The 13926-nt window shown below is 35.3% G+C and carries 10 protein-coding genes and 1 other annotated feature; of the genes, 5 read left to right on the top strand and 5 right to left on the bottom strand.

What is annotated here, in order from left to right:
• Window positions 1–151 precede the first annotated feature (151 nt).
• A complete protein-coding gene (locus tag IGL07_RS02985; RefSeq protein ID WP_010817071.1) occupies window positions 152–1177 on the bottom strand; it encodes a DUF4097 family beta strand repeat-containing protein in 1026 nt (341 codons plus the stop codon).
• Complete coding sequence (locus tag IGL07_RS02990; RefSeq protein WP_002381265.1) at window positions 1177–1836, bottom strand: DUF1700 domain-containing protein; 660 nt, start codon at window positions 1834–1836, stop codon at window positions 1177–1179. The genes IGL07_RS02985 and IGL07_RS02990 overlap by 1 nt, the downstream gene beginning before the upstream one ends.
• Before the next feature lie 317 nt (window positions 1837–2153).
• On the opposite strand from IGL07_RS02990, the gene IGL07_RS02995 reads away from it, so the two are divergent.
• The 4 genes from IGL07_RS02995 to IGL07_RS03010 all read left to right on the top strand — a co-directional run bounded on the left by IGL07_RS02995 (window position 2154) and on the right by IGL07_RS03010 (window position 9882).
• Window positions 2154–4367: an autolysin gene (locus tag IGL07_RS02995; protein WP_010817072.1), complete on the top strand. Its 2214-nt coding sequence runs from the start codon at window positions 2154–2156 to the stop codon at window positions 4365–4367.
• Window positions 4368–4417: 50 nt separating this feature from the next.
• Window positions 4418–4650: a binding site (T-box leader), on the top strand.
• A gap of 120 nt (window positions 4651–4770) precedes the next feature.
• A complete protein-coding gene (leuS, locus tag IGL07_RS03000; protein WP_002364766.1) occupies window positions 4771–7185 on the top strand; it encodes a leucine--tRNA ligase in 2415 nt (804 codons plus the stop codon).
• Window positions 7186–7397: 212 nt separating this feature from the next.
• Entirely contained in the window at window positions 7398–8978 is a 1581-nt protein-coding gene (locus IGL07_RS03005) for a hypothetical protein (protein ID WP_010817073.1), read from the top strand.
• A complete protein-coding gene (locus IGL07_RS03010) occupies window positions 8944–9882 on the top strand; it encodes a glycosyltransferase family 2 protein (protein WP_002376017.1) in 939 nt (312 codons plus the stop codon). Before IGL07_RS03005 ends, IGL07_RS03010 begins: the two co-directional genes overlap by 35 nt.
• 606 nt (window positions 9883–10488) lie before the next feature.
• Here IGL07_RS03010 and IGL07_RS03015 read toward each other — a convergent pair.
• A complete protein-coding gene (locus IGL07_RS03015) occupies window positions 10489–10932 on the bottom strand; it encodes a hypothetical protein (protein WP_002355676.1) in 444 nt (147 codons plus the stop codon).
• A gap of 248 nt (window positions 10933–11180) precedes the next feature.
• Between IGL07_RS03015 and IGL07_RS03020 the strand changes: the two genes are divergently transcribed.
• Window positions 11181–12401 carry a Fic family protein gene (locus IGL07_RS03020; protein ID WP_143103639.1) on the top strand — a complete coding sequence of 407 codons (1221 nt, stop codon included), beginning with the start codon at window positions 11181–11183 and terminating at the stop codon, window positions 12399–12401.
• 55 nt (window positions 12402–12456) lie between these two features.
• On the opposite strand, the gene IGL07_RS03025 is transcribed toward IGL07_RS03020, so the two are convergent.
• Both IGL07_RS03025 and IGL07_RS03030 read right to left on the bottom strand, forming a co-directional pair.
• Window positions 12457–13278 (bottom strand): amino acid ABC transporter substrate-binding protein, encoded by an 822-nt coding sequence (locus IGL07_RS03025; RefSeq protein ID WP_002368082.1) that lies wholly within the window; start codon window positions 13276–13278, stop codon window positions 12457–12459.
• Window positions 13279–13288: 10 nt separating this feature from the next.
• Entirely contained in the window at window positions 13289–13924 is a 636-nt protein-coding gene (locus IGL07_RS03030; protein WP_002355681.1) for an amino acid ABC transporter ATP-binding protein, read from the bottom strand.
• Window positions 13925–13926 lie beyond the last annotated feature (2 nt).

The following is a 13926-nucleotide window of genomic DNA, read 5'->3' on the forward strand; positions in this document are numbered from 1 at the left end:
AATTTAATCGCAACAATCCGTATTATACCATCAAAAGGGTAAAAAATTAAAAGATAATTTCATTGCCTGATTGGAGGGGATACAGATATTAAAAAAGTTCTGGCACCACAATGAGAGATTGTGCTGCCAGAACTTTTTTTAATGGCCATGTTTATTGATTATCGTCGTCAGGAGTATCAACGGTAATATCGCCGAATTCGCTAGAAAGGTTAAACTCTGTATTCGCACGACCATTCTTATAAGATGTTCGCTCTTTGTTTAAAAGTTGAACATCGCCTAATTTTGATTCACCTTTGATTGAAATGTTACGCAAAATTTCTCCAGAATTTACATAAATATCTCCATGGACAAGAGCGACAGTTAATTTTTTAGGCACAGCAGGCATGTCTAAAGAAAAATCACCATTTTCACTTGAAAAGTTAGCTTCTCCTTTGAAATCATAGACGCTAATATCGCCATCTGTCGTTGTTGCTTGGATGTTTCCGCGAGCATTTTGCACTCGAATATCACCAGAAGTAGTCGTATTTTTGATTTCATCGAAATAGGCTGAATCCAACGTTATATCGCCGTCAGTGGTTTCAACTGTTGCTGTTTTAGCGGAAGTATCCGCTGAAAGGTAGATGCCATCTGAAGAGTTAAGCGTCATTTTTTTGGCTTTAACACCCGATAGACTAACATAAGAATTTGGTAGATTAGTTGTTAATTCGTCTACGTTAAAAGCATTCAATGAAACTTGTGAATGGGTTGAGCCATCAATCACTAACTTTTTCACATTATTAGGAATCTGGACACTCACGTTCGGTGTGAGGTCATTAAAAATGCCAATATTAAAAAATGACAACTCGGGTTGGTTTTGTGTACGAGTGGTATTGATGGTTGCTGTTATTTTATTTTTTTCTTCTTTGACATCTAAGGTGCCTTCAGCTTTTGAATAAAAGGCATTATTCGGTGATCGTAATCCCATGTTGTTACTATCAGTTTTATAAATGGTATAAGGGCCTTTGCCTTTTAAGGATAAGTGAAGTTCTTCGCCTGCTTGTTTATTTTTTAGTGTATAACTTTCTTTTAGCGGCGTGACTGATTTTTCCGCTTGCTTGTAATAATAGACGGCGCCAGATCCACCAATTAGCATCGCTAAGACAGCAATGGATAAGAGAATCCCTGTTGTTTTTTTCATTAGATATCACCTCGTAAAACAGCAATGTTCCATTGGAAATAACGCTTAAAGACATGTGCTGAAAATTTTAAAATTGGTAGAAACAGTAACCAACCAATGATTGATGCACCAAATAAAAAGAGACTCATAGATAATTGGAAAAAGGAAGCGGCATTTGCTTGGGTAATAACACTATAAATACCATAAATTGGTGAAAATAAAGTTGCAGCTCCGGCAATGCCACAACCGACGTACATTAAGGCAATCCCTAAAATAACCCAAAACATGAAGAAAAAATTTAAACAGAAAATACCAAGCACTTGGAAAAATCGGGTTAGCGGCCGATGCTGTGGTCGTTGATAGTATGGAGAATCATTATCATAGTAAAATTCAGATTCTTCTTCATAGGGATGATCATAAGCAGGTGTAGCCGCTGGAATTTCTTGCCAGCCATTATTTTCAATTTTTCGTTCCGTCAATTCAATGCCTTGTTCTTTTAAAATTTCTTCTGCGATAACCCGTGGTTTCCCCAATGATTTTGCCACTTGTTCTTCTGTTTCGCCTTCCGCAACACGAGCATCAAATAACGCCTTGTATTTCGCAAGAATAATAGCTTGATCTTTTGGATTTAACGCTTTTAAATAAATTTTCAGCTCAATAATAAAATGTTCTTTATTCATTCCGCTCCCTCTTTCTACACGATTCATTTCTCATCTTAAACTATAATTTCTTTTTGAGCGAATAACAAGAGAAATTAAAAAAATCAGACTAAGGTAAAGAAGCATCTACAACTAAAGTCGCAGTTTTTTCCGAGTAGTAACAAGAGAGTAAATCCATGTTAAAAAACATTACTTCTTTACAATCTAGTTACAGTAATATGAAATTTTGTTGAAGTGTTTTTAATTAGCCAGAAAAAAAGGTATACTTGTTATAATAACAAAACTAAAAAATTACATTTACATATAAAAGTTAAAAAAGGAAAGTTGGGGACGTATCAATGAAGAAAGAATCAATGTCACGTATCGAAAGAAGGAAAGCACAACAAAGAAAGAAAACGCCAGTACAATGGAAGAAGAGCACTACTTTATTCAGCTCGGCGTTAATTGTTTCATCTGTAGGAACGCCCGTTGCGTTACTACCAGTGACTGCTGAGGCAACAGAAGAGCAGCCAACAAATGCGGAAGTTGCCCAAGCACCTACTACGGAAACTGGCTTAGTAGAGACACCAACAACAGAAACTACGCCAGGAACTGCGGAACAACCGACAACGGATTCGTCAACAACGACTGAATCGACAACTGAATCATCAACAGAAACACCAACAACACCAAGTACCGAGCAACCAACAGTTGATTCAACTACACCTGTGGAATCAGGAACGACTGATTCTTCAGTAGCAGAAATCACGCCAGTAGCTCCTTCAGCAACCGAGTCTGAAGCAGCGCCTGCGGTTACACCCGATGATGAAGTAAAAGTACCAGAAGCTAGAGTAGCTTCTGCGCAAACTTTTTCAGCGTTATCACCGACGCAAAGTCCTTCAGAATTTATTGCCGAGTTAGCTCGTTGTGCACAACCTATTGCGCAAGCCAATGATTTATATGCATCAGTGATGATGGCTCAAGCAATCGTTGAAAGTGGTTGGGGAGCAAGTACGCTATCTAAGGCACCAAACTATAACTTATTTGGGATTAAAGGCAGCTACAATGGACAATCTGTCTATATGGATACATGGGAATATTTAAACGGCAAATGGTTAGTGAAAAAAGAACCTTTCCGTAAATATCCTTCTTACATGGAATCATTCCAAGATAATGCGCACGTGCTAAAAACAACTTCTTTCCAAGCGGGCGTTTACTATTATGCTGGGGCTTGGAAAAGCAATACAAGCTCGTATCGCGATGCAACTGCTTGGTTAACAGGTCGTTATGCGACAGATCCTAGCTACAATGCTAAATTAAATAATGTAATTACCGCATATAACTTAACTCAATATGATACACCATCTTCTGGTGGAAATACTGGGGGCGGAACAGTTAACCCAGGAACAGGCGGCTCTAACAATCAATCAGGAACGAACACGTACTATACTGTAAAATCAGGGGATACCTTGAATAAAATTGCCGCGCAATATGGTGTGAGTGTTGCTAATTTACGCTCATGGAATGGCATCTCTGGCGATTTAATTTTCGTTGGTCAAAAACTTATCGTGAAAAAAGGTGCTTCAGGTAACACTGGTGGCTCAGGCAGCGGTGGTTCTAACAATAATCAATCAGGAACGAACACGTACTATACTGTAAAATCAGGGGATACCTTGAATAAGATTGCCGCGCAATATGGCGTGAGCGTTGCTAATTTACGCTCATGGAATGGCATCTCTGGCGATTTAATTTTCGTTGGTCAAAAGCTCATCGTGAAAAAAGGTGCTTCAGGTAACACTGGTGGCTCAAACAACGGTGGCTCTAACAATAATCAATCAGGAACGAATACGTACTACACAATTAAATCAGGCGATACCTTGAACAAAATTGCCGCCCAATATGGCGTGAGTGTTGCTAATTTACGCTCATGGAATGGCATTTCTGGCGATTTAATCTTCGCTGGTCAAAAAATTATTGTGAAAAAAGGTACTTCAGGTAACACCGGCGGCTCAGGCAACGGTGGCTCTAACAATAATCAATCAGGAACGAATACGTACTACACGATTAAATCAGGCGATACCTTGAACAAAATTTCTGCACAATTCGGTGTTAGTGTGGCTAACTTACAAGCCTGGAATAACATCAGCGGTAGTTTGATTTTTGCTGGTCAAAAGATTATCGTGAAAAAAGGCGCCAACTCAGGTTCAACGAATACGAACAAGCCTACGAATAATGGTGGCGGTGCGACAACATCCTACACGATTAAATCAGGCGATACGTTGAATAAAATTTCTGCACAGTTTGGCGTGAGTGTTGCTAATCTACGTTCATGGAACGGGATCAAAGGCGATTTAATTTTTGCTGGTCAAACAATTATCGTGAAAAAAGGCGCTTCTGCAGGTGGCAATGCTTCTTCAACAAATAGTGCATCAGGCAAACGCCATACAGTTAAAAGCGGTGATTCACTTTGGGGCTTATCAATGCAATACGGAATCAGCATCCAAAAAATCAAACAATTAAATGGCTTAAGCGGGGATACAATTTATATTGGTCAAACTTTAAAAGTTGGTTAATTTAAGATTGAAAAAAATAGCTATCTTTGGTAACATGAGTCTTATAATAGAAAAAAACAATGAGAAGGAATAGTAGAAAGAACCATGTGATAGAGAGCGTATGGCTGGTGGAAATACGTACAGAAGCTTTTGAACTCGCCTTTAAGTTACTTTTTTGAACAAACCAAGTAGGAAAAGTCGGTGACGATCGTTAAGACGTTTGAGGTTAAGGTGACGGTGACTGACCGTTTCTTTGACGAATTTAGGTGGTACCACGTTGCATTTGTATGTTCACGTCCTATAGGAATTTTTCCTATAGGACTTTTTTTTATCACTAAGTGGCTAGTTTAAGTCAGAATAGTGACAATGGCTGCAGGTGGCAAATTTTAAGAATGAAAAATTTTATATTACTAGGAGGAATAACATGAGCTACAATCACAAAGAGATTGAGAAGAAATGGCAAAAATATTGGGCTAAGAACAATTGTTTCAATACATTGGACGACCCAAATAAAGAAAAATTTTATGCATTAGATATGTTTCCCTATCCATCTGGACAAGGCTTACACGTAGGACACCCGGAAGGTTATACAGCAACCGATATTCTTTCACGTATGAAACGTGCGCAAGGCTATAATGTGTTGCATCCAATGGGCTGGGATGCGTTTGGTTTGCCAGCAGAACAATATGCGTTAGACACAGGAAATGACCCAGCTGAATTTACTAAGAAAAATATCGAAACATTCCGTCGCCAAATTAATTCACTAGGATTCAGCTATGATTGGAATCGCGAAATTAATACCACTGATCCTGAATATTACAAATGGACACAATGGATATTTACAAAATTATATGAAAAAGGGTTAGCTTATGAAGCAGAAGTTGCGGTTAACTGGGTACCTGAACTAGGAACTGTTATTTCAAATGAAGAAGTCATTGATGGAAAAAGTGAACGTGGCGGTTATGATGTGGTTCGCCGACCAATGCGTCAATGGATGCTGAAAATTACTGCTTATGCAGATCGCTTATTAGAAGATCTAGAGCTTGTTGATTGGCCAGAAAGTATTAAAGATATGCAACGAAATTGGATTGGACGTTCTGAAGGAGCCAATGTGACCTTTAAAGTCGCTGGCACAGAAGAAAGTTTCACGGTGTTTACAACCCGTCCTGATACCTTGTTCGGTGCAACCTATACTGTTCTAGCTCCTGAACTAGAACTAGTGAAAAAAATTACGACACCTGAACAAACAGCAGCTGTAGAAGCATATATTGAAGAAACCTCAAAAAAATCTGATTTAAATAGAACGGATTTAGCAAAAGAAAAAACAGGTGTTTTCACAGGTGCGTATGCTATAAATCCAGTCAATGGCCAAGAAATTCCAATTTGGATTGGCGATTATGTTTTAGCAAGCTATGGCACAGGCGCAATCATGGCGGTCCCAGCGCATGATGAACGGGATTACGAATTTGCGAAAACATTTGGCATTGATATCCTACCAGTAATCGCAGGTGGTGACATTACAACAGAAGCCTATACAGGTGATGGACCGCATATCAATTCTGATTTCTTAAATGGATTAAACAAAGCAGAAGCCATCGCTAAAATGAATGAGTGGCTAGAAGAAAATCACGTAGGGAAAAAAGAAGTATCTTATCGTTTACGTGACTGGTTATTCTCTCGTCAACGCTACTGGGGTGAACCAATTCCTGTGATCCATTGGGAAGATGGAACAACCACAACGGTTCCTGAATCTGAGTTACCTTTACGTTTACCAGTAACATCGGATATTCGCCCAAGTGGAACTGGGGAATCGCCATTAGCAAACATTGATGAATGGGTCAATGTCGTCGACCCTGAAACTGGCATGAAGGGAAAACGTGAAACGAATACTATGCCACAATGGGCTGGAAGCTCTTGGTATTACTTACGATTCATTGATCCTCATAATAAAAATGAAATTGCTGATTTTGAAAAATTAAAACGTTGGTTACCAGTTGATATCTATATTGGTGGTGCCGAACATGCGGTGTTGCATTTACTTTATGCTCGTTTTTGGCATAAATTCTTATATGATATTGGTGTGGTTCCTACCAAAGAACCTTTCCAAAAATTATACAACCAAGGTATGATTTTAGGAGAAAACAACGAAAAAATGTCTAAATCACGTGGCAATGTTGTAAATCCCGATGATGTGGTGGCTAAATATGGTGCGGATACATTACGTCTTTATGAAATGTTCATGGGCCCATTAGATGCTTCCATTGCTTGGAATGAAAATGGATTAGAAGGAAGTCGTAAATTCTTAGATCGCGTTTGGCGTCTGATTGTTGATGAAGAAGGCAAAATGCGTGACCGAATTACCACAATTAATGATGGCCGTTTAACGAAAGTTTATCATCAAACGGTTAAAAAAGTGACAGAAGATATGGCAAACTTGCACTTTAATACAGCGATTTCTCAATTAATGGTTTTTGTGAATGAAGCCAATAAAGTGGATGCTTTACCTTATGAATATGTGGAAGGTTTTGTCCAATTACTTGCGCCAATCGCGCCACATATTGGTGAAGAACTATGGCAAATTTTAGGTAACGAGGAAAGTTTAACTTATGTCCCTTGGCCAACCTATGATGAAGCGGCCTTAGTAGAAGATGAAGTGGAAGTAGTTTTCCAAGTGAACGGAAAATTACGTGGCAAACAAAATGTCGCTCGTGGGTTAAGCAAAGAAGAATTAGAACAAATTGCAATGAACCATGAAGCTGTTAAAGAATTTATTGAAGGAAAAACAGTGCGCAAAGTGATTGCTGTTCCAGATAAATTAGTAAATATTGTTGCAAATTAAGTTATATGTTTTAATACTAACTAGTAATATTCATTTATACTCATATGAAATTTCCGATAGTTTCTAGCTAGAGACTATCGGAAATTTATATAAGAATGAATAGGATATTTCATGTTACAATTTCCTTGCATTATTTATTTTTTATAAAAATAAGAAATTTTTTTAATTGTTAGTGTATTCTATTTGGAGGTTTATGAGAAAGGATAAAGATAATGAAAATAGAAAATTCAATTTTTAAATTGATAAATATAGTCAGTTCATTAGTCATTTTATTGACTATTTTTGGAGCTGTTCAATCCGATAATTTAAACTTGTCAGAATTAAAAGCGTCTCACCTGATTTGTATTCTATTTATAATAGTTGCTATGACAATGTTGATAGTTTCTAGCCATTATAGAAAAAGATTCCTTATTTTTTTTGAGAATATGATATTTTTTTTGAAAAAACATCTGAAAAAAATAACATTTATATTGATTGCCATTACAGTTGTTTTCCAAATAATTATTGTAGTAGTAACTACCGCCCCAATTGGTTGGGATGTTGGTAGTATTTTTAATGGGCTAAAAAACTTAGATGTAACCAATGAATCCATTAGCAATTATTTATCAATGTATCCTAATAATTCTTTTTTCTTTTTTTTAATGTTGGGAATTATTAATTTAGTAAATCACTTTTCTCCTAATATTGGTAATACATGGCTTTTTTGGCAGTTATTGAATATCGTTGTTTTAGATACGGGTATAGGTGTATTAACAGTAGCAGCTAATAGACTTTTTTCGAAAAGGGTTAGTTATCTAGTTTTATATCTATCTATGTTTAGTCTAGCATTATCACCATGGTTATTAGTTCTTTATACTGATAGTCTTTCCTTTATGTTTGTTTCTTTAGTACTATTGGTTTATTCTTTTCTTGGAAAAAAGAATAAACATCATTTTATATGTATTCTTTTTTTAGGGATATTATGTGGAATTACCTTTTTGATTAAACCTTCTGCAATTATATTTTTAATTGCTTGGACAATAGTATTTATAGTAATTTTTGTTGCAAATTACAAAAAAAACAGGAAATATGTTAACATACTCAGTGTTTGTTTATTTGTTATAGGAATGGTAAGTTCAGTAACTACATTTACTATTTATAAAAATCAACAGACGGTTATTCAATATGATAAAGAAAAACAATTCCCTATGACACATTGGATGATGATGGGTTTAACTGGAAGTGGCGGTTATAACTCACAAGATGTATCAACCATGAGTAAGCTCAAAACAACTAAGGAAAGGAAAGAGTATGCAGGGAAGACAATAAAAAAAAGACTTCAAGATTATGGAGTAGGTGGTTATCTGAAATTTATTATCAAAAAGCATTTTAATAATACTGATCGTGGTGATTTTGGTTGGGGAAGAGATGGAACTCCTCAAAAACCAGAAAATAAATCTAAATCTAAATTTCAGAGTTTTTTCAGAGATTTTTACTATCAGCAAGGAAAAAGAACACGGACACTCCGTTTTTATATGCAAATTTTATGGATATTTACGTTATTTGGTATGTACTTAACAACGGTCTCCTTTGATAAAAAACAAATTTCATATAGAGAAATTATCATAAAGCTTACTATTATTGGAGCTATGATGTTTCTACTATTATTTGAAGGTGGTCGCTCACGCTATTTAATTCAATTTTTACCATTTTTCTATTTACTTTCAGCAATTGGATGGGAAAGTGTGTTAACAGCAACTAATAGGAGGAAAAAAGAAAATGTCAAAACTTTTTATAGTAGTACCATGTTATAATGAAGAGGAAGTACTACCTATTTCTAGCAAGGTATTGTTGGATTTTTTAAAACGAATGATTGCTAAGAATAAAGTAAGCACAGAAAGTTCCATTTTGTTTGTGGATGATGGTAGTAAAGATAAAACATGGGCTATTATTAAAAGACTATCTGAACAAGAAGAACATTTTAAAGGTCTTAAATTTAGTCGTAACTTTGGTCACCAAAATGCACTTTTAGCTGGTATGACGACAGCAGTTCAATTTGCAGATATGATTGTTACGATTGATGCAGATTTACAAGATGATGTCGAGGCAATTGAGGGAATGATTGATGCTTATCATGATGGAAACGATGTTGTTTATGGCGTTCGTAGCAATCGTGATACAGATACCGCGTTCAAAAGAAAAACTGCAGAAATGTTTTATTCATTTATGAATAAACTAGGTGTGAATACCGTACCAAACCATGCAGATTTTCGTTTGATGAGCAATCGGGCGACTAAGGTATTACTAACTTTTAAAGAAGAAAACTTATTTTTAAGAGGGATGGTTCCATTAGTTGGATTTCCTAGTACAAAAGTTTATTATTCAAGAAATATTCGAGTAGCTGGTGAGTCAAAATATCCGCTAAAAAAAATGCTTAATTTTGCTATGGAAGGCATTACTTCCTTTTCAATTGTACCAATTAAAATGGTTAGAAACATAGGGTTTATTACTTTATTAATTGGTATCTTTTATATGATTTATAGTTTGATACAACATTTTACAGGAAATGTTGAAGCTGGTTGGTCTTCTCTTATCATCAGTATCTGGTTTTTAGGGGGAATTCAATTAATCAGTCTGTCTATTGTGGGTGAATATATTGGTAAAATTTATTCCGAAGTTAAGGGGCGACCACGTTTTATCATTGAAGAAGAAGTCTAAATTAAAAAATGGGATTTTTTAGTAAAATACAAAATTGAGCTCGAATACCGGCTGGAGAAATCTAGTCGGTATTTTTATGAAATGAACCGTTCACAGTACTGAACCAAAGTTTCGTTTTGCTTCGCTGATAATTAGAAGAATAAGCCTATTTATTAATTTCTTTTGTCAAGAATCACTTTTATATTCGAGTGTTTAGCAATATGGAAAGGATAAAACTTCATCATTAAACAAATCAAGAAAAGGATTCAGCTAGAGCATCATTTTTAATTAGGATGTTCTGCTCTGATCATGTTGAGAATACTTAAATTCAGGATTATCCGTTGGCAGTTTTTTGATGAAGGACTTTAAAATCAAGTTTTCTACTATTTTGACTCATTTTTGTACTGTGGAATATGAAGAGATATTAAATTGCTTTGCCCAGTGTTCGGTAGCATCTTTTCTCCATTTTGATAAGATTTTACTAATTTGTTCTTGAATGTATAATCATATTTTGCTAGTTTAAATACGCCTCCAAAGTTAGATTTTTGTTCTAATTTTGGAGGCGTAATACATTTTTTCATTTCTTTTTTGTATAGTAAAAGTCAATAAATAATGAAAATCTATTTTCTAAGTTTGTCGTTGTTGGTAATTGGTTAAAATCATACGTGAAAAGGGACCGACAATCAGCAATTGATAAGGAAGGGCAACAATAAAGTTCAGGCCCCAAGCTTGGAAATACGCACTTAGTGACAACGTCTGGCCTTCCATTAATAAGCCAAATAAAGACATACAAGTCACCATGCCGATAATCATGAGACTCGAAATGGTCAGAATAAGTAATAGCCGTTTTTCTTTATTAAAGGGTAAAGAAAAAGCGATTTTCTTAGCTAAGACACCAACGATGAAAACGTCTAAAATAAAAGCAACGATAAATCCAGGAAGCAAACCTTTTGATAAGGCGTACAATGAAAATTCTCCATGCAATAATAAATTATAGGTGCTCATTCCGAAAACCATCAGAAAGCACATTAACGTAGTAAAAAGCATTCCTTCTTTTTTATTAGTAGGCATTTTTTTCTCCTTTCATTTATTGAGAGTAATGATTGTTCTAGGTAGAAAAAGGACAAATTCTCTCGACTTTTACTAGTGTAGCAAAAATAAAAGTTCTTCATAAGTTAGAATTTGCTAAATTTTCTATGTAAATTTAAAATTATAAAATAGTTGAATTTTGTAATTTTGAATGTTAAATTTAAGTGAAAGGTATTCTAAATTACAAAAAAACGTTTTTTTGTAATTTAGAATAAGAAAAGAGGGGTATAATGACATATAAATTACTAAAAGTAGATTTTTATAAAAATAGAGATTCTTTTGAAAAGAAATATCAAGAACGTTTAAATTTTGATTCTACTTTACAAACTAAGTTATTTATCCACCCCTTTGACAAAGAAGAACGGAAAACAAAAGAAACCTATGAGTTATTCTACGTTCCTTTACTTCAACACAGCGTATTACAAGAAAAAATTATGAAAAATTCTCAAGAAATAATGAGATATATACATAAATTACCAAAAATTGTACAAAAAAATATCTTTTTTTATCAATTGATTGAAGAGATACAAAGTACGAATGAAATTGAAGGGGTTAAAAGTTCAAGAAAAGATATTAGCAAAGTTTTACACAAATTAAATGCTAATTCAACTGAAAGATTTCAGGGCATTGTAAACATGTATAAAGGTATTGTGACTGATAAAATGCTAAAAATAGAAACATTAGGTCAATTTAGAGAAATCTATGATGAACTCTTTAAAGCTGATATCCAAGAAGAAGACTATCCAGATGGTTTATTATTTAGGAAATCTGTTGTGTATATCAGTGATAAAGACAAAGTTGTTCATCAAGGTAGTTCCAACGAAGAAAGTATTATAGCTGATCTAGAAAAACTTATCCTTTTTATGAATCAATCAGCACTACCAAGCTTACTTAAATGTTGTATCAGTCATTACTATTTTGAGTATATTCATCCCTTCTATGATGGGAATGGACGAATGGGCCGTTTTTTGATGTCTAACTATCTCTCTAGAAAATTGGATCCACTGACAGGATTGACTGTTTCCAATGCCGTAACCCATAATAAGAGAAAATATGAAAAAGCTTTTTCCGAAGTCACAAATCCAAGAAATAGAGGAGAAGTAACTCTTTTTGTTCAGACGATGTATGAATTTATCTTATTAGGACAAACGGAAATTTTAGAAGAGCTGAGAACATGGACTAATCAGTTGAAAAGAGCCACGCAATGGTTAAAACATTCAGAGTTACCTGAAGATGAATGTAGTGTTCTATTTTTATTAATTCAAGCACATATGTTTAGAAATGGCACCGAAAGTGTGTCGATTAAAGAGATTCAAGAAAATCAAAACTGGTCCTACGGAAAAGTTAAGCGAATAACGGAAACATTAGAAAAACAAGCGTATATTCAAGTTCAAGGAAAGAAACCGAAAACGTATCGAATCACTCAACAATTTGAAGAAACAATTGGATAAAAAAATCCTGAAACTCTCGATTTTGAGAGCTTCAGGATTTTTTATTGGTCAACTTTTAATGATTTGTAACGTCCTCTCCAAACCATTTTTGAGAAATTTTACTAAGGGTGCCATCTTTTCGTAACGTTTCAAAGGCAGTATTGATTTTTTGGACTAATTGATTGTCTGATTTGCGGACGCCCACAGCAAAATCTTCATTGTCATAGCCGACATGAGAAATAGTATAGTTTTTTAAATTATCTTCGTGGGAAAGATAGTAGTTGGCGTAGACGCGATCAATTAGGAGCCCATCAATTCGGCCAGATTTTAAATCTAAGAAAGCTTCATTAAAGCCGTCATATAAAATAGGCGTTTGGTCTTTAACAAATTTTTTCAAAACGTCCGGCTGACTTTCGAAGCCATCATAGCCAGAAGAGCCATTTTGAACCCCTAAAATTTTGCCTTGCATGTCGCTCGCTGTTGCAATGTTTTTTTCTTTTAAAGAAACAAGTACTTGGTCGTTCGTCATGTAAGGTTGTGTGAATTGAACTTTTTCGGCCCGTTCGCTCGTTTTAGTGTAGCCGTTCCAAATAAGATCAATGGTTTGATTTTGTAATTCTGTTTCTTTCATAGACCAATCAATCGGTTGGAAGTCAACGGAAATGCCATAAAGTTTAAAAACCGCTTTGGCTAAGTCGACATCAAAGCCGACAATTTTGCCTGATTTATCTTGAAAACCCATGGGCACAAAGGAGTCATCTAAGCCAATAATAATCCGTTTTTCTTCGTTAATCCGTGTCCATTGATCTTCGTTGCTTTTTCTTTTACCACAACCTGCAAATAGGAGTAAACTACAACAGATAACCAGCAAGGCTAAAGAATATTTCTTTTTCATCATAAACTCCTTTCTATTGGACGGGGGCAACCGTCAAAAGATTGTCTGCAATTTTTTCAGCGAAAGCCATATCGTGGGTCACGACAATCTGTGTCATGCCTTGTTTCCGTAAATCTAAAATAACTTCTTCCACTTGTTGGCGTAAAGCTGGATCTAGCGCGCTCGTTGGTTCATCGTACCCAAGAACTTTTGGCTTCATTGCTAAGGCACGAGCAAGTGCAACTCGTTGTTTTTGTCCACCGGAAAGTTGGTACGGATAGAGTTTTTCTTTACCAGCTAAGCCCAATTTTTCCAGTAATTCTAAAGCTTCTTGCTGACTTTTTGCTTTTTCTTCTTTTAGTACTAATGTAGGTGCTAAGGTAATGTTTTCTAAAACTGATAAGTGAGGGAAAAGTTGGAAGTCCTGGAAAACGACCCCAACCACTTGATCGGCATTGTCCATTTCAGCAGGATTGAAAGGAACACCATCCAACAAAAGCTCACCAGAATCAATGGTTTCTAAACCAGCTAAACAACGAAGTAAAGTGGTTTTTCCGCCGCCTGAAGGACCAACAATCGTTAAAATTTTACCCTCTGGAATTTCTAAATTTAAGTGATCAATAATGGTCCGGTTATCAAAATGTTTGGTTAAATTTTTAATAGTTAACATGG

The sequence above is a fragment of the Enterococcus sp. DIV1368f genome, from assembly GCF_051712245.1.
In the GTDB taxonomy this organism is placed as follows: domain Bacteria; phylum Bacillota; class Bacilli; order Lactobacillales; family Enterococcaceae; genus Enterococcus; species Enterococcus faecalis.